This is a genomic window from Tabrizicola sp., assembly GCF_034366665.1.
Classification (GTDB): Bacteria; Pseudomonadota; Alphaproteobacteria; order Rhodobacterales; family Rhodobacteraceae; genus Tabrizicola.
On sequence record NZ_JAXMMF010000118.1, the window covers coordinates 1 to 17323 of the forward strand.

The following is a 17323-nucleotide window of genomic DNA, read 5'->3' on the forward strand; positions in this document are numbered from 1 at the left end:
CGCGATCTTCGTCGAACTGGTCTTCGGCTTGCCGGGTCTGGGCCGACTGACCGTGCAGGCGCTGATCAATTCCGACTATCCGGTGATCCTGGCCGTCACGCTGATCGGGTCCTTTCTGGTCATGGCGTCAAACCTGCTGGTCGACCTGCTGTATCCGCTGCTTGATCCGCGCGCGACCGATCCCAAGGCGGCGCGGACATGACCGGCGGCACGATCATCACCCCTCCCGAGGACCGACCCTCCAGCCTGTGGCGCGACGCCTGGCGCAGGCTTCGGCGCAACCGGCTGGCCGTGGCCGGGCTTGTCGTGCTGGCGGTTCTGGTCTTTGTCGCGGCCTTCGGACCCTGGCTCACGCCCTATGATTTCCTGTCGCAGAACCTGGACGCGCGGAACCTGCCGCCTTCGCTGGGCCATCCCTTCGGGACCGACGATCTGGGCCGCGATGTCCTGTCCCGCGTGATCTACGGCGCGCGCACCGCCTTTCTGGTCGCCGTCCTTGTCACAGTGGTCGCCGTCCTGATCGGCGTCGTCCTTGGCGCCATCGCGGGCTTTTACGGTGGCCGTTTCGACAAGGCGCTGATGTGGGTGACAGACATGACCATGTCGGTACCGCAACTGCTGCTGGTCGTCGTCATCAATGCCTCGCTGAAGCAACCCATCTCGCTGTGGATGGAGACGCGCTACATGGAGACGCTGAACCCCATCTACCGCAACTCGGCCATCATCGACTTCGTGCTGGTCTTCGGGTCGATGGCGCTGATCTCGTGGCCGCCCTATGCGCGTCTGGTGCGGGCGCAGGTCCTGTCGATCCGCAACCGGCCCTATGTCACGGCAGCCCGGGCGCTGGGGCTGACGAACCGGATCATCCTGACCCGCTATGTGATGCCGAACGCCGTCGGTCCGCTGATCGTCGCCATCTCGGCCGGGCTGGGGACCGCGATGGTGCTGGAAAGCGCCTTCTCCTTCCTTGGCATCGGGGTGAACCCGCCGACGCCCAGCTGGGGCAACATGATCTCGGACGGGCTCCGGGTCTGGACCAACTATCCCCACCTCCTCCTGGCCCCCGCCGCCGTGCTGGCGGTGGTGACGGTGGCCTTCAACTTCCTGGGCGACGGGTTGAACGACGCACTGAACCCGAAGGGCCAGAAATGACAGCGCTTCTGGATATCCGTGGCCTGACCATCGACATCGACCGTGACAGTGGCCCTGCCCGCGTGGTGGACGGGATCGACCTGACCGTGGCCGAGGGGGAATCCCTGGGCATCGTCGGCGAATCCGGCTGCGGCAAAAGCCTGACGATGCTGTCGCTGGTGGGCCTGCTGCCCAACCGCATCCGTGTGACCCAAGGTGTCGCGGATTTTGCGGGCAAGGACCTGCTTGCCATGTCGTCCGAAGACCTGCGCCGCCTGCGGGGGTCGCAGATCGGTTTCATCTTCCAGGACCCGATGACCAGCCTGAACCCGGTGATGCGGGTCGGGGCGCAGATCGCCGAGGCGCTGGTCTATCAAAGCGGCATGGCCAAACCCGCGGCGATGGAACGGGCCGCCGAACTGCTGGAGCTGGTCGGCATCCCCTCGCCACGCGACCGGCTGATGGCCTATCCGCACGAATTGTCGGGCGGCATGCGCCAGCGGGTGATGATCGCCATCGGACTTGCAGGCTCGCCGCGCCTCCTGATTGCGGACGAACCCACGACGGCGCTGGACGTGACCATCCAGGCGCAGATCGTGGACCTCGTCCGCGACCTGAAGGACCGCTTCGGGATGTCGGTGGTCTGGATCACCCATGACCTTGCGCTGATCGCGGGTCTCGCCGACCGGATCGCCGTGCTTTATGCCGGAACGGTGGTCGAGGATGCTCCGGTTGACGTGATCTTTGACCGCCCGACGCATCCCTATACGCGCGGATTGCTGGCCTCGCTGCCCACGCTGACCGACACGCCGATGTCGCGGCTGCCGTCGATCGCCGGCACCCCGCCCGAACCGGGCCGCCGCCCGCCGGGCTGCCCCTTCGCGCCGCGTTGCGGGCTGGTGACCGCGGTCTGTACCACGTCCGTCCCCCGGCTTGCCCCGGTGGCTGGCAGTGACCCGGCCCATCGCGCGGCCTGTTTCGTGACGGCCGGAGGCGTCGGATCATGACCGGGGCGCTTCTGTCGATCCGCAACCTGACCAAAGAGTTCCCCGTGCGCCTTGGCGCGTTCGGCGAACGGGCCGCGACGGTCCATGCGCTTGATTCCCTGACCATCGACATCGCCGAGGGCGAAACGCTGTCCCTGGTCGGTGAATCCGGCTGCGGAAAGTCGACCACCGGCTACTGCGTCCTGAACATCCAGCGACCGACCAGCGGGTCGGTGATCTATGCCGGGACCGATATCGCACAGCTTGACGATGACGGGATGCGGCCCTTCCGGCGCGATCTGCAGATCGTGTTCCAGGACCCCTATTCCACGCTGAACCCACGCATGCCCATCGGCGAGGCGTTGGCCGAGCCGATCCTGTTCCACAAACTGGCCCCGAAGTCCGAAATCCGTGACCGGCTGCACCAGCTTCTGGCCGATGTCGGCCTGTCCGAGCGGTTCGCCAGCCGCTACCCGCACGAGCTTTCAGGCGGCCAGCGGCAACGCGTCGCCATCGCCCGCGCCCTGGCCTGCCAGCCGCGCTTCATCGTCTGCGACGAGGCGATCTCGGCGCTGGACGTGTCGGTGCAGGCGCAGATCCTGAACCTGCTTCTGGACCTGCAGCAGAAATACGGGCTGACCTACCTTTTCATCGCCCACGACCTGGCCGTGGTCCGCCACATCTCGGACCGCGTCGGCGTGATGTATCTGGGGCGCCTGGCAGAACTTGCGCCCGCAGCGGCCCTTTTCGCGCAGCCCCTGCATCCCTACACCCGCGCGCTTTTGTCGGCGGTGCCGTCCACCGACCCACGGGCGGCCCGCACCCGGCAACGCCTGCAGGGCGAGGTGCCCTCACCGCTCGCGCCGCCCCCCGGCTGCCGCTTCCACACCCGCTGCCCGCTGGCCCGCGCCCAGTGCCGCAGCGATGTGCCGCTCTTGCGCGAAGTGGCGCCCGGTCACCTGGTCGCCTGCCACGCCGTCTCATCCCCCACCGCGACGAACTGGGAGCACAACCCGGCATGACGTCCCCCCCGATTGGCATCACAATGGGCGATCCCGCCGGTGTCGGCCCCGAGATCATCGTGAAATCGCTGGCCGCGATGGATGGCGCCGCGCGCGACGGCATCCGTGTCTATGGCAACCGCGACAGCCTTGCGGCGGCCGAGGCGGTGCTGAAGACTGGCCTGAACCTGGCCGCGCTGGACGTTGTCCACGTGGACATCCCGGGCGCTTTGCCCGCGTTCGGCAAGCTGGACCCGCGGTGTGGCGAGGCGAGCTACCAGTTCATCGCCGCCGCCGTCCGCGACGCGCTGGAAGGCCGGATCGGCTGCATCGTCACCGCCCCGATCAACAAGGCCGCGCTGAATGATGCGGGGCACCATCACGACGGGCACACCGGCCTTCTGGCCCATCTGACGGGCACGAAGACCTGCCACATGCTTCTGGCCTCGGCCCGGCTGTCGGTCATCCACAACTCGACCCATGTCTCGCTGAGGGATGCCATCAGCCGCGCCACGACGGACCGGGTGCTGGCCACGATCCGCGCGGGGCACCGCCATTTCGCGCGGCTGGGCACGCCCGCGCCGCGCATCGCCGTGGCGGGCATCAACCCGCATTGCGGCGAGGGTGGCCTGTTCGGAACCGAGGATGACGACCAGATCGCCCCCGCCGTGGCCGCCGCCCGCGCCGAGGGGATCGACGTGCAGGGGCCGATCTCGGCCGATACGGTGTTCCACCGCGCCTATACCGGCGCCTTCGACCTGGTGGTCGCGCAGTATCATGACCAGGGTCACATCCCGATCAAGCTGGTGGCCTTCGACAGTGCGGTGAACGTGTCCGTCGGCCTGCCCATCGACCGCTGCTCGGTCGATCACGGCACCGCCTTCGACATCGCCGGGCGCGGGATCGCGGACAATGGCAACCTTGACCACGCGCTGGCCTATGCCGCGCGCCTGACCGGCCAGCGGAGGGCCTGACCCATGACCTTTGCCGTAACCGGTGTCTTCTGTGCCTCGGCCACGCCCCTGACGGCCGACCTTTCGCCGGACCTTGAGGCCTTTGCCGCGCATTGCCGGACGCTCCTGGACGATGGCTGCGACGGCATCGCCCTTCTGGGCACCACCGGCGAGGCGAACTCGTTCTCCTCGGCCGAACGCCGCGCGATCCTGGAAGCGGCGCTGGGGGCGGGGATAACCCCGTCGCGGCTGTTGCCGGGCACTGGGCTTGCGAATGTGCCCGAGACGGTCGAGCTGACCCGCCACGCACTGTCCTGCGGCGTGACGACGATCGTGATGCTCCCCCCGTTCTACTACAAGGGTGTCAGCGACGACGGGCTGTTCGCGGCCTATGCCAGCGTGATCGAAGGCCTCGGCGATCCTCGGCTTCGGGTGATCCTGTATCACATTCCGCAGATGACCGGCCTGCCGATCAGCCATGATCTGATCGAGCGGCTGGTGACGGCCTTCCCCGAAACCGTGATCGGCATCAAGGATTCCGCCGGCAAGATCGAGAACATGGAGGCGATGATTGCCCGCTTTCCCGGTTTTGCGGTGCTGGCCGGCGCCGACCCGCTGCTGCTGCCGCTGATGCGGATGGGTGGCGCGGGCTGCATCACCGCCACGTCGAACCTGGTGGCGCGCGACCTTGCCTTTGTCTTCCGCCATGCCAATGCGCCCGCTCAGGCCGCAGGCGTCGCCGCGGCTCAGGCCCGGATCAACGCCTACCGCGATCTGTCCAATTCCTATGTCCAGATCCCGGCGATAAAGGCGATGGTCGGTCGACGCCACGGCCATCCGGGCTGGGTCCGCACCCGCCCGCCGCTTCTGCCCACCACGGCCGCAGAACAGGCCGACCTGGCCCGTCGGCTGGACGAGATTGACCTGCACACTCCCGGAGCACCGGCATGACCGACTATGCCTCGCCACTGCGCCTGTTCCAACCGCGCCAGTTCGACTATGGATCAGGAAGCGCCGCCCAGGTCGGCGTCTGGGCAAAAGCCGAAGGGTTCCGGCGTATTCTGGTCGTGACCCAGCCCGTGATGGCCGCGCAGATCGACCGGCTTGGCCTGCCGGGGCAGGTCGCGGTTTTCTCGGGCGTCCAGCCTGAGCCCGACAGCGACAATCTTGCGCTGGCGGTTGCGGCGGCCGTGCAGGCGGCACCGGACCTTGTCGTCGGGTTCGGCGGCGGCTCGGTCATGGATGTGGCAAAGCTGGTCACGGTCCTGCGCGGCGACCAGACACTGGCCGAGGTGGTCGGCCCACACCGGGTGACCGGGCGGCAGAACGCGCTGGCCCTGGTCCCCACCACGGCGGGCACCGGGTCCGAAGCAGGCATCCGCGCCTTGGTCACGGATGCCTCGACCCTGAACAAGGTCGCCGTGGAAAGCCGCTACCTGATGCCGGACATGGTGGCGCTGGACCCCGACCTGACCATGTCCGTCCCCCCCGCCGTGACGGCCGCGACCGGGATCGACGCGATGGCCCATTGCGTCGAGGCCTTCACCAACCGCAAGGCCCACCCCCTGATCGACAACTACGCCCGGCTGGGCTTCGGGCTGGTGGCGCGCTATCTGCCCCGCGCCGTGCGCGACGGCAGCGACGCCGAGGCGCGGGCGGCGCTGCTTCTGGCGGCCTATTATGGCGGCATCTGCCTTGGCCCGGTCAACACGGCGGCTGGTCATGCACTGGCCTATCCGCTGGGCACCCGGCTGAAGCTGGCGCATGGTCTGGCCAACGCAGTGATCTTTCCGCATGTACTTGCGTTCAACCAGCCCGTTGCCAGCGCCAAGACGGCCGAGGTCGCCCTGGCGCTTGGCCTGCGGCACGACAGCGAGGCCGCCCTGTGCAAGGACGCGGCGCGCTGGTGTGCCGACCTGGGCGTCGAGATGCGCCTGTCGCAGCTTGGCGCCCTGCCCGAGCATCTGCCCGTTTGGGCGACCGAGGCCCACGCGATCCGCCGCCTGATGGACAACAACCCGCGAGACATGTCGGCCGAACAGGTGCTGGAGATTTACCGCGCCGCCTTCTGACAGCGCAGCCCTATCCGCGTGAGGACAGGTCCAGCAGACGGCCCTCGAACAGCCGGTCGCGTGATCCGGTGATATGGATGCGCATCGCCTCCCGCGCGTTTTCGGCCTCGCCCTTGGCGATGGCGCCGAAAATGCTGGCGTGCTCGTCCAGCACATGGTCCAGCCCGCCCCGCACCGTCTGCAGCGACAGGCCGTGAAACTTCATCCCCACGGCGATATGTTCGCGCAAGGCCCGCATCGAGGTTTCAAAATACTGGTTGTTCGCCGCCGTGGTGATCGCCAGATGGAAATCGAAATCGGCATCCTCGCGGTGGCTTCGCCGTTCGGTCGCGTCGCGCATGATCTGCAGACAGGTCTCGATCTCGGCCAGTTCACGGTCGCCGCGCCGCGTCGCGGCCAAAGCGGCCGCCGCCGGCTCGAAGGTCAGGCGATATTCATAGCAGCGCTGCAGGTCCGCGATGGTCTCCAACGGCTGGAACGCCAGGGGCTTCGGCGTCACCGGCGCGCAGACAAAGCTGCCCGCCCCTTGCCGCGAGGTGATCATCCCCTCCTCCCGCAACCGCGACAGCGCCGCCCGCACCACGGGACGCGAGACCTGGTGCTGTTCGGCCAGCACATTCTCGCCCGGCAGGCGTTCGTCGGCGGCGTAGTCTCCGTTCAGGATCGCGCGCCGGATGCGGTCATGCACGATATCGGCCAGCAACAGGGATTTCGGCCGCTCTGCCGTTCCGTCCTGCCGTCCGGAAGTCCTGCCTGCTAGGTTCATCCTGCCCTACTTTGGTCCATTGCCACGCGCACAAGCTTTGCAAGACAGTCCGGCCCACCAAAACCGCCCGATTTGGTGACAATATGGGGGCCATCAGGAAAATCCAGCGGAACACTGACCGGAAGGCCGGGCTGAACCTCGCCGAGCACCTGCAGGACGTCGATGTGAAGGGCATCCAGACAGGCCGCCGCCGTCTCGCCACCGGTCAGAAGCAGTGTCCCCTGCCGGGCCGACAGACGCGATGCCAGACTTGTGGCCAGGCGCTTGCCGACAGTCGCGCCGTCCAGACCGCCGCCACCGTCGACCAGCTGAAGCACGACGAGCCCTGAAAAGGCCGGGGGGTCCTGCAGCACCCCATCCGGGGCCGCGATCCACTGCGCGCTGGGAAAGGCCGCGCAAAGCCGCTGGACCTGCAGACGTGTCGTCGGGTCCCGTGAGCCGATGACAAGGCTGATCGGCAATGAAACGCTCGGCAGGCCGGCAGAGGGCTGCGCGGGCCGACCCGACAGTCGGGCAAGCGCCGAGGCAAGGCCGCGCGCGCCCACCGCCAGCGCGCCATCCGCTCCAGCAAGGATACGGTCAAGGTCGGCGTCGGTCAGGGCGTCGGGAAAAGCCATCTCGATCTGCGCATCCGGCGAAAGAGCGACCGGGATCGGCACGTCGATCCCGTGCCCCGTGACGTGCCCCTGCGCGACACAGCGGCCAAGTTCGGGAATGGCGGGGCAGACAATCATGCGCGTCAGCCCGCGGGCCTGCGCTAGTTCCAGCGCTTCGGCCCGGACATGTCCCTTCATGCGGCTGTCGATCTTCTTGAACAGCACCGGCACATCCGACAGGGCCGCAGCCGCCTGCCGCGCGCGGAACGCAGCCGTGGCTTCGTCCAGTTCGCGGCTGTTCAACGAAACCGCCACCACATCCGCACCAGCCGCCAGAGCCCGGTCAAGCGCGCCCAACCCGGTCGCCACGACAGTGCGCCATCCCGCCCGGGCAAAGGGCACCGCCGAATCCAGCGCGCCGGTCAGATCGTCGGATACCAATGCGGTGTGCGGAGCCGACATGCCGTGCCCTTCCTGTACCCCCGGGATACCCCGACAGCCTGTAAAGTTGCAAACAATTTGTAAAATCGTCTGTCGGCCCGCCAGGCTCGTCGGCCATCAGTCGTCTTGCCCCACTGCGCCAGCCACCCGCCCGACAGCCACGCAACCAGCAGCGGTTATCTTCGGAAGATCGCCACCAGATCGCTGGCGCCGTCAGCGGGTCCGTTCAGTTCCAGGTGGGTCTGGATGTGTCGAAGGTGATCGACCATCAGCTGCGCGGCAAGGTCGCGGTCGCGGGTCCGGAACGCGGCGCAGATTTCTTCATGGTCTTCATCCCGGCAATTCGACACACCGGGGCTTCCGAAGATGCCGATGATCAGCGAGGTGCGGGTCACCAGTTCCTTCACCATGCGCAAGGCGACGGTGTTGTCGGCAATCTCGGCCAGAAGGACATGGAACTGGCCCGACAGGCGGATGGCATCGCGGCGGCGGTTGGCCAGATGCGCCTCATGCTCCAGCCGCAGATGCTGCTCCAGCATCGACAGGTTGTCGGGGGTTGCCCGCTCGACCGCCAGCCGGGCCACGTTCGGCTCGATCATCAGACGGGCCTCGAAGACCTCGCGCGCCTGTTCGGCTGTAGGCGAGGCGACAAAGGCCCCGCGGTTCGGCAGAAGATCGACAACCTCGCGGCTGGCCAGCAGCAGAAGGCTTTGCCGGATCCGCATCCGGCCGACGTTGAACGCCTCACACAGCGCGGCCTCGGACAGCTTGGTGCCCGGCGGCAGACGCTGATCGATGATCGCCTCGAAGATTCGCTCGACGATCTCTTCCTCGTCCAGTTCGTCGTCGCGCGTGACCTGTTCGGCGGTGCTGCCGAGGGTGTCCATCGATATGTCCGTTCCAAAACTGTTCGGATTATACGCTAAGGGGGACACGCCCGCCCATCAAGAGGCAGATCGTGTACCATGCGGAACATTTTTGTTGACAATCTTGTCAGCAAGCCCGTCAATCAAGCTGTCGCGGACTCGAATTCCGCCGACCCAATGAACAGGGAGCATCAGAATGAAGAGACGCAACTTCCTTGCGACGACGGGCCTGAGCCTCGCGCTTGCCCTTACGGCAACCACGGCCGCCTGGGCGGAAAACGCGACGCTGAAAATCGGTTTCGTCGGCGTGACCTCGGGTCCGGCCGCCGCCTGGGGCATCTCCAACCAGCGTTCGATGGAGGCCCGGGCAGCCTGGCTGAACGAACTTGGCGGGGTCCAGATCGGCGATGTCACCTACAACATCGAGATCGTCCCCTTCGACGACCAGAAGGACCCCAAGCGCGCGATTGCGGGCATGGAAAAGATGGCGCAGGACGGCATCCACTATGTCGTCGGCCCCAACGTCGATGACGGTGCCGCCGCCGTCCGTCCGGTGGCCGAGCAGAACGGGATCATGTATTTCCCCTATGCCTTCCCGAAGGAACTTTACACCGCCCCGGCATCGAACGCGATCCTGGGCATGGTGGCGAACTACCAGTCGGGTCCGGCGATCTACAAATACCTGATGGAAAACAAGGGCGTGAAGAAGGTTGCCTTCATCGCCGGCAACGAATCCGACCCGCTGAGCCAGCGTGACTCGGGTGCCGCTGCCGCCCGTGAACTGGGGCTGGAGGTCGTGTCCGACACCGTCACCTACCAGATGGACACCACCGACTTCACCCCGGTTCTGCTGCCGGTGATCCAGACCGCGCCAGACCTTCTGGTCCTGTCGGGTGTGTCGCCCGCCAACGCGCCGCAGCTGATCCGCTCGGCCCGGGAACTGGGTTATACTGGCTTGATCTCGACCGAGACGGCTCAGGACGCGGCGGTTCTGGCGGAAGGCGCGGGCGAGCTGGCGAACGGCTTCATCTCGGTCGGCGGGGCGTCGACGCCTGAACTTGCCTCCGACACGATGAAGGAATTCGTCACCCGCTACACCGCGATGTTCGGCGAATACAACGACGAGTCCAACACCAAGGTCTACGCGCTGGAATACATCATCGAGACGCTGAAGGCGAACCCGGCGGCGATCGACAATGTCGACGAGTTCAAGAAGACCATGGATACCTTCGAGGCCCCGAACCCGTTCATGGTCGGTGATGCCAAGCTGACCTATGTCGGCACCTCGTCCTTCGGCCAGAAGCGTCAGGTCTCGGTCCCGCTGGTGGTGAACGAGTTCAAGGACGGCGCTTTCCAGACGCTGTTCGTGGCTCAGGTCGACTAAGACCCGACGACGGTTCAGAGTCGCATGCAGGGCCCGGGCTTGCTCCCGGTTCGGGCCCTGCTGTCTTTCGCAAAGGACCCCCCGGATGGAACAGATCCTTGCCAACGGCCTGTATCTTGGCGCGCAATACGCGCTGATCGCACTGGGCCTGACCCTGATCTTCTCGCTGATGAACGTGCTGAACTTTGCCCACGGGCAGATGTACGTCTTTGGCGGGTTCGTGACCTATACAGTGGTCGCCCAGTTGGGCCTGCCGTTCATCGTGGGCCTGATCGCCTCGGCCGTGGTGCTGGCGGTGATGGGGGCCTTGATCGAGAAATTCCTGTTCCGCCCGGTCATCCGAAAATCCAAACGGGACGAATCCACCATGCTGCTGGCAGCGGGCATCGCCTTTTTCCTGGATGCGGTGATCCTGCTTCTGTTCGGGGAAAAGCAGCGTGGGGTGCCGAAGATCGTGGACGGAGTCTTCAACTGGGACATGCGGCTGATCATGCCCTATGACCGCATCCTGATCGCGGCGCTGGCCGTGGCGCTGATCGTGGGTTTCATTCTCTTCATGCAGTATTCCCGCACTGGCCGAGCCATGCGGGCGCTGGCGCAGGACCGGGTTGCGGCGCAGCTGATGGGCGTCGACGTTGACCGCTATTCGATGATCGGCTTTGCCTTGGGGGCCATGCTGGCCGGGCTGGTCGGCGGGCTTCTGGTGACGATCACCGGCATCAACCTCGGGATGGGCGGACCGACTTCGATCAAGGCCTTCCTGATGATCATGATCGGCGGGGCCGGGGTGATCTCGGGCGCCATCGCCGGCGGGTTCATTCTGGGGATGATGGAATCCGTCGGCCTGACGCTGCTCGCCGCTTACGGCGACGTCACCTACCTGATGATCTTCATCACGCTGATGATCTTCCTCGCCATCCGGCCGCAGGGCCTGATGGGCAAGCCGTGGGGTTGAGGCCATGACCGATCAGACACAATCCGTACCGCAGGGCCGGTCCCTATCGACCTCTCGCCTTATGGGCATCGGGGCCTTCCTGGTGGGAGTTTTCGTCCTTGTGCCGGTCATCATCAACCTGACCGGACGGTGGGACTTCTACTACACGCTTACCTCGGTGGCCCTTCTGTCGGTGGCCGCAGCGGGGGTCTGGCTGACCTTCTACATCGGCCGGATCAACATCGGCCAAGGCGCCTATGCGCTGATGGGGGGCTATGTCTCCGCCGTCCTGATGACGCAATACGGGGTCAGCTTCTGGCTGACGCTGCCCTTGGCAGGCATCTTTTGCGCCGCGGTGTCGGTGCTGATCGGCCTGCCGATCCTGCGGCTGCGGGGCGTTTACTTCGCGATGGTGACGCTGGTCCTGACCGAGGTCGCCCGCCTGACCGCCCTTGCGCTGCCCATCACCAACGGGGCGAAGGGCATCACCTCGATCCCGCTGCCGGGTGAGCTGTCGGTCTTCGGCCTGACGATCATCCCCGACTTCGCCACGTTGGAGAACCCGAAGCTGGCCTTCTACCTGATGGCCGCTCTCCTCATGACGCTGACGTACCTTGTCCTCTGGCGGATCGTGAACTCACGTCTCGGCCACCTCTGCCGGTCGCTGCAGCAGAATGAGGAACTGTCCGCCTCCATCGGCGTCAACACGGCAATGCTGCGGGTCTTGGCCTATGCGATTTCGTCCTTCTTCGGAGGGCTCGCCGGGGCGATCTTCGTGGCGATTTCACAGTCGATCTACCCGTCGTCCTTCGTGGTGCAGGACAGCGTGAATTTCATGCTCTACTGCTTCCTTGGCGGGCTGGGCTACGTGTTCGGCCCGATGCTGGGAACGCTGCTTTTGTACTTCGGCTGGGACCTTCTTTCCATCGCCAAGGAATACCAGCTGCTCATCTACTCCGGCGCGCTGATTGCGCTGATGCTGGTCCTGCCGAACGGTGTCCTCAGCCTTCTGGACAAGAAAGGCGGTGGCAAATGAACGCCATCCTGCAAGTCAAGAACGTCACCAAACGCTATGGCGGGCTGACGGCCAACAACGACATCAGCTTCGACGTCGCCCCGCAGGAGATCCTGTCGGTGATCGGGCCGAACGGGGCGGGGAAGTCCACGCTCTTCAAGCAGATCGCCGGGTTCGTCACGCCGACGACGGGCGAGGTGATCTACAAGGGCACCAAAATCTCCGGCCTGCCGCCGCACAAGGTGGCGCGGATGGGGGTGGTGCGGACCTTCCAGGAAACGACGATCTTCAAGTCGATGACCGTGCGGGAAAACGTCATCGTCTCGCACCACCTGCGGTCGAAGGCTTCGTTGTTGGGGTTCTTCTTCGGCTCGGCGCAGGCCAAGGCGGATGAGGCAGAGTTCGGGAAGTCGGCGGATGACATCATCGACTTCCTGGGATTGCAGGCGATCCGGGACGAGATGGCGTCGAACCTGCCGCAGGGGCATCTGCGCGCCCTGGGGATGGCCATCGGCCTTGCCACCCACCCCGAGATCATCCTGCTGGATGAACCCTTCGCAGGCATGAACCATGACGAGACGATGCGGATGGTCGCCCTGGTGCGGCGTCTGCGCGACGAGCGGGGGCTGACGGTCCTGCTGGTCGAACACGACATGCCAGCGGTGATGAAGATTTCGGACCGGATCGTCTGCATCAACTTCGGCGAGAAGATTGCCGAGGGCACTCCGGCAGAAATCCAGGCCAACCCCCGCGTGATCGAGGCCTATCTGGGCAGCGAAGACGCCGCGATCGGGATGTGAATGATGACCCAAGCTGCGATGAAAACCGAACCCGCGCGCAAGATGCTCAGCTTCGACAATGTCGAGCTTTACTATGACCATGTCTACGCGCTGAAAGGCGTCTCCATCGAGCTGATGGAGGGCGAGACGGTCGCCCTGATCGGCGCGAACGGGGCGGGGAAATCATCCATCCTGCGGGCGATCACCGGGCTGCGGAAGATCAAGTCGGGGTCGATCAGCTATCTGGGCGACCGGATCGACGGGCGTCCGGCAGCCGAGATCGTCAAGCGCGGCATCGCGATGGTGCCGGAAGGGCGGCGTGTCTTTCCGCTGATGAGCGTGAAGGACAACCTGCTGATGGGGGCCTTCACCCGCACCGACAAGCAGGGGATCGAACAGACGCTGGACAGCGTGCTGACCCGCTTCCCGCGCCTGAAGGAACGCTTCAGCCAGCAGGCCAGCACCCTGTCGGGCGGCGAGCAGCAGATGATGGTGATCGGCCGCGCGCTGATGGCAAAGCCGAAGCTGCTTCTGCTGGACGAACCCTCCCTCGGCATCGCGCCAAAGCTGGTGCAGGACATCGCCCGGGCCATCGTGGCGATCAGCCGGGACGAGGGGGTGTCGGTCCTCTTGGTCGAACAGAACAGTCGCATGGCCCTTTCCATCTCGAACCGCGCCTACGCGATGTCGACGGGGCAAGTCGTGCTGTCTGGCGTATCCAAAGACCTTATGCACGACGACCGCATCAAGGCCGCCTACCTTGGTGGAGACCTCTGACATGCGCCTTTTGGTGATCAACCCCAACTCCACCGCTTCGATGACCCAGAAGATCGGCGTCGCGGCCCGCACCGCCGCGGCTTCGGGGACCGAGGTCATCGCGGTCAACCCGCCCGGCGGCCCGGTGTCCATCGAGGGCTACTATGACGAGGCGCTGTCCGTGCCCGGCCTTCTGCGCCTGATCCAGACCACCCCCGGCTTCGACGCCGTCATCATCGCCTGCTTCGACGACACCGGCCTTGATGCCGCGCGCTGCCTGACGGACAAGCCGGTGATCGGCATTGGCGAGGCGGCCTATCACTTCGCCTCGATGATCGCGAACAAGTTCTCGGTCGTCACCACGCTGGCGCGGTCGGTCCCGGCGCTGGAACACAACCTGCACAAGTATGGCCTGGCCAGCCGCTGCGCCCGTGTGCGGTCGTCCGAAGTGGCGGTGCTGGAGCTGGAGCATCCCGGCTCGGACGCCTGCAACCGGATCAGCGCCGAGATCGGCCGCGCGGTGGCCGAAGACCGGGCCGAGGCGATTGTCCTTGGGTGTGCGGGAATGGCCGACCTTGCCGCGCGGCTGGAAGCCACCCACGGGCTTCCGGTGCTGGACGGGGTGACCTGCGCCGTCAAGCTGGCCGAGGCGATGGTCGGGCTTGGGCTGAAGACCTCCCGGCTTGGGGGATATGCGCCCTCGCCCGCGCACAAGTTGCAAGCCACGGCGTGACATTGCCTCTCCCCGGCCCGCCTGCGGGATGATCTGCGCCGGCGACTTCGGCACGCATCCTGCGACGGCGTTCCGCATCCGCAGTGCGGACCGGGCAGCGATGATTTCCAGGTCCGTGTAACAAACCCACCGGGACCGCGAACAGCCATTCGCAGTGCCGACAGGCTGGCTTACCCGGAGAAGATCAAAAGTGCTCGGCAAGTTTCTTCTGTGTGTTGCCTGTCTTGCCGCCTTCACCGACGCGGGCCAAGCCGACGGCACGGCAAAGGGCGCGCCGGACGTCCTGATCCTGGGCGACAGTCAACTGACCTTCGGCGCGGGGGAGGCCTTCCTGGACGAACTTGCCGGCATGGCAGGGTCGTGCGGACTTGAGGCCGGCGCGACCACCGGGGTCATTGGCGTCAGGTCCAGCGCGATCACCAGCTGGACGGGGACAACGAAGGCAGCCAAGGGCGCGATCTGCGACGTGGACCCAAAGTGGAAGGTGAATGCCGGGGCTTACGGCACGCTCAGCCAGGGCGAGAACCCCTATGTCCAGATCGGCAAGGGCGCTCAGTTCCAGTTCTGCCGCGCGGGCGTATCGCCGCTGCAGGCGGTGTTCGCCGACGGGTACTATGCGCCGGATCTGGTGATCTTCTTCATGATGGGCAATGCGACCGAACGCTGGGCGGGCGATCCCGCTGCAGCCTTGCAGGACGTGCGCGCGCTTCTGGCCGACCTGCCGCCGGACCAGCCTTGCATCTTCATGACCTCGGCCCCGCCCTACAAGGAAAAGGCGATCCGGGACCGACAGCAGGCGCAGAACAACATCGAGGCGGCCTTCGCCAAGGCGGGCAGGCAATGCTCGTTCGTCCCCGGCTTCACGCCCCAGACGATTGCGGAGAACCAGGGCAATGCGGCGAACTTCCGGCGCAATGCCTCGGGCAAGGTCAAGGACCCCTACCACCCGACCGAGGCCGGGGCGCGGCGGTTCCTGAACCTGCGCCGCGGGGCCTTGTGTGCGGCCATCGGCAAGCAACTGGGCGGATCGTGACTGGTGCGGCCTGGGCGATCACGTCAGCGCGAGGCGGCTGAAGGACACGTAAGCCTGATCCCATCCGGCGCGAATGGCACGCATGCAACAGGAAAGGACTTCCCCATGTTCAAGATGACCGCGCTTGCTCTAGCCTTCACCACCGCCATGATCGGCAGCGCTTTTGCCGGAGACCAGTATGTCGACAAGACCGGCTTTGCCGTGTCGGGCTACGATGTCGTGTCCTACTTCGACCTGCCGCAGTCGAAGGTGGGCCAGCCTCAGCCATCGCCGCTGCCCGGTCAGGCCAGCATCACCGCCGACTACAACGGTGCGACCTTCGCCTTCTCGTCCGAGGCGAACCGCGACCGCTTTCTCGCCGCCCCAGAGGCCTTCGTCCCCCAATATGACGGCCACTGCGCCTACGGCGTGGCCAAGGGCGGCAAGGTGCCAGGCAACCCCACGCTGTGGCGCATTGTCGATGGGAAGCTCTACCTCAACATCACCAAGAACGTCGTCGGCTTCTGGGAAGAAGACATCCCCGGCAACCTGAAGACGTCCGAGAAGAACTGGGACGGACTGGAGCCGCAAGCGGCCTCGACCGACAAGATCCCCAGCTTCACCTCGGCCGCGCCTGTTGCGAACTGACCCCGCGCGTGACCGGTCCTGACACCTCTTCACCCAAAGCGCAGGCCCTACAGGGCCTGCGTGTGCTTGACCTTTCCCGCATCCTCGCAGGACCGACGGCGACGCAGCTTCTGGCCGACCTTGGGGCCGAGGTGATCAAGATCGAGCGTCCCGGCGCGGGCGATGACACCCGCGGCTGGGGGCCGCCGTTCGTGCTGGATGCCGAGGGGAACGATACCCGCGAGAGCGCCTATTTCCTGTCGGCGAACCGGGGCAAGCACTCGGTCGCGGTGAACATCGCCGATCCGCGTGGGCAAGCGATCTTGCAGGCCTTGGCGGCAAAGGCCGATATCCTGGTCGAGAATTTCAAGCCGGGCGATCTTGCGCGCTACGGGCTGGACTACACCACCCTGCAAACGGTGAACCCGCGGCTGATTTATTGCTCGATCACCGGCTTCGGCCAGACCGGTCCGAATGCCCACCGCGCGGGCTATGACTTTCTGGTGCAAGGCGAGGGCGGGCTGATGAGCCTGACGGGCCAGGCCGAAGGTCCGCCGATGAAGGCCGGGGTCGGCATCGCCGATGTTCTCACAGGCATGTATGCGGCGGTGGGAATTCTGGCCGCCGTCCAGGCCCGGCACCACTCCGACCTTGGGCAGCACATCGACCTTGCGCTGATGGACGCTCAGGTCGCGATGCTGGTCAATCAGGGCGTGGGCTTTCTGACCGACGGTCAGGTCCCGCCCCGGCGCGGGAACGATCACCCGACCATCGTGCCCTACGGCAGCTTTCCCGCCAGCGACGGCAGCTTCATCCTCGCGGTGGGCAACGACGCCCAATTCGCCCGCTTTGTCGCCGTGGCGGGCGCCCCTGGGCTGGCGCAGGATGCGCGCTTTGCTACCAACTCTGCCCGCGTGCGCAACCGTGGGGTCCTTTTGCCCCTCCTGTCAGCCTTGACCGCTGGCCGCCCGGCGGCAGAGTGGCTGGCCCTTTGCGACGCCGAGACGATCCCCGCCGGTCCGGTCAACGACCTGGCCCAGGTCTTCGCCAGCCCGCAGGTCGCCGCGCGGGGGATGCGGGTGCGGATGGATCATCCCGGTGCGGGCAGCGGTTCGGTCGAGCTGATCGGCAACCCGTTGCACCTGTCGCAAACCCCTGTCAGCTATGCCAAGGCCCCGCCGATGCTGGGCGAGGATACCTTCGCGGTGCTGGCCTCCCAGCTTGGATTGGACGCCCGCGCTCTGCGGGACCTTGCCGCTGCGGGCGTGATC

The 17323-nt window shown here is 66.0% G+C and carries 19 protein-coding genes; 16 read left to right on the forward strand and 3 right to left on the reverse strand.

All coding sequences use genetic code 11. The annotated features are described in order from the left end of the window. From U1E69_RS16680 to U1E69_RS16710, 7 genes are all read left to right on the forward strand, one after another. Positions 1-202, forward strand: a 202-nt coding sequence (locus U1E69_RS16680; RefSeq protein WP_322245548.1) for an ABC transporter permease subunit, incomplete at its 5' end; no start/stop codon positions are given. Beyond that, positions 199-1152, forward strand: coding sequence for an ABC transporter permease (locus U1E69_RS16685; protein ID WP_322245549.1), 954 nt, complete (start codon positions 199-201; stop codon positions 1150-1152). The genes U1E69_RS16680 and U1E69_RS16685, both read left to right, overlap by 4 nt. Then, positions 1149-2138, forward strand: coding sequence for an ABC transporter ATP-binding protein (locus U1E69_RS16690; RefSeq protein WP_322245550.1), 990 nt, complete (start codon positions 1149-1151; stop codon positions 2136-2138). The genes U1E69_RS16685 and U1E69_RS16690 overlap by 4 nt, the downstream gene beginning before the upstream one ends. Further along, positions 2135-3139 carry an oligopeptide/dipeptide ABC transporter ATP-binding protein gene (locus tag U1E69_RS16695; RefSeq protein WP_322245551.1) on the forward strand — a complete coding sequence of 335 codons (1005 nt, stop codon included), beginning with the start codon at positions 2135-2137 and terminating at the stop codon, positions 3137-3139. Before U1E69_RS16690 ends, U1E69_RS16695 begins: the two co-directional genes overlap by 4 nt. Beyond that, entirely contained in the window at positions 3136-4092 is a 957-nt protein-coding gene (gene pdxA / locus U1E69_RS16700) for a 4-hydroxythreonine-4-phosphate dehydrogenase PdxA (RefSeq protein ID WP_322245552.1), read from the forward strand. The genes U1E69_RS16695 and pdxA overlap by 4 nt, the downstream gene beginning before the upstream one ends. Positions 4093-4095: 3 nt before the next feature. Then, entirely contained in the window at positions 4096-5022 is a 927-nt protein-coding gene (locus U1E69_RS16705) for a dihydrodipicolinate synthase family protein (protein WP_322245553.1), read from the forward strand. Further along, positions 5019-6143, forward strand: coding sequence for an iron-containing alcohol dehydrogenase (locus tag U1E69_RS16710; protein WP_322245554.1), 1125 nt, complete (start codon positions 5019-5021; stop codon positions 6141-6143). Before U1E69_RS16705 ends, U1E69_RS16710 begins: the two co-directional genes overlap by 4 nt. Positions 6144-6153: 10 nt before the next feature. Here the strand turns inward: U1E69_RS16710 and U1E69_RS16715 are convergent, their stop codons facing one another. From U1E69_RS16715 to U1E69_RS16725, 3 genes are all read right to left on the reverse strand, one after another. Continuing rightward, positions 6154-6909, reverse strand: coding sequence for a FadR/GntR family transcriptional regulator (locus tag U1E69_RS16715; protein ID WP_322245555.1), 756 nt, complete (start codon positions 6907-6909; stop codon positions 6154-6156). Beyond that, positions 6906-7967, reverse strand: a complete 1062-nt coding sequence (locus U1E69_RS16720; RefSeq protein WP_322245556.1) for a four-carbon acid sugar kinase family protein — start codon at positions 7965-7967, stop codon at positions 6906-6908. Before U1E69_RS16720 ends, U1E69_RS16715 begins: the two co-directional genes overlap by 4 nt. 155 nt (positions 7968-8122) lie before the next feature. Next, positions 8123-8833, reverse strand: a complete 711-nt coding sequence (locus tag U1E69_RS16725) for a GntR family transcriptional regulator (RefSeq protein WP_322245557.1) — start codon at positions 8831-8833, stop codon at positions 8123-8125. A gap of 175 nt (positions 8834-9008) precedes the next feature. On the opposite strand from U1E69_RS16725, the gene U1E69_RS16730 reads away from it, so the two are divergent. From U1E69_RS16730 to U1E69_RS16770, 9 genes are all read left to right on the forward strand, one after another. Beyond that, positions 9009-10196, forward strand: coding sequence for an ABC transporter substrate-binding protein (locus U1E69_RS16730; protein ID WP_322245558.1), 1188 nt, complete (start codon positions 9009-9011; stop codon positions 10194-10196). A gap of 85 nt (positions 10197-10281) precedes the next feature. Beyond that, positions 10282-11151, forward strand: a complete 870-nt coding sequence (locus tag U1E69_RS16735; RefSeq protein ID WP_322245559.1) for a branched-chain amino acid ABC transporter permease — start codon at positions 10282-10284, stop codon at positions 11149-11151. 4 nt (positions 11152-11155) lie between these two features. Next, on the forward strand, positions 11156-12166 hold the full coding sequence (locus tag U1E69_RS16740) for a branched-chain amino acid ABC transporter permease (protein ID WP_322245560.1): 1011 nt from the start codon (positions 11156-11158) through the stop codon (positions 12164-12166). Beyond that, entirely contained in the window at positions 12163-12945 is a 783-nt protein-coding gene (locus U1E69_RS16745; RefSeq protein WP_322245561.1) for an ABC transporter ATP-binding protein, read from the forward strand. The genes U1E69_RS16740 and U1E69_RS16745 overlap by 4 nt, the downstream gene beginning before the upstream one ends. Positions 12946-12987: 42 nt before the next feature. Then, on the forward strand, positions 12988-13701 hold the full coding sequence (locus tag U1E69_RS16750; protein ID WP_322245565.1) for an ABC transporter ATP-binding protein: 714 nt from the start codon (positions 12988-12990) through the stop codon (positions 13699-13701). Position 13702: 1 nt separating this feature from the next. Further along, complete coding sequence (locus tag U1E69_RS16755) at positions 13703-14413, forward strand: aspartate/glutamate racemase family protein (RefSeq protein WP_322245562.1); 711 nt, start codon at positions 13703-13705, stop codon at positions 14411-14413. Positions 14414-14603: 190 nt separating this feature from the next. Continuing rightward, positions 14604-15446: an SGNH/GDSL hydrolase family protein gene (locus tag U1E69_RS16760; RefSeq protein WP_322245563.1), complete on the forward strand. Its 843-nt coding sequence runs from the start codon at positions 14604-14606 to the stop codon at positions 15444-15446. A 114-nt stretch (positions 15447-15560) separates the two neighbouring features. Further along, a complete protein-coding gene (locus tag U1E69_RS16765; protein ID WP_322245566.1) occupies positions 15561-16073 on the forward strand; it encodes a YHS domain-containing (seleno)protein in 513 nt (170 codons plus the stop codon). Between the two features lie 8 nt (positions 16074-16081). Next, on the forward strand, positions 16082-17323 hold a 1242-nt coding region (locus tag U1E69_RS16770), incomplete at its 3' end, for a CoA transferase (RefSeq protein WP_322245564.1).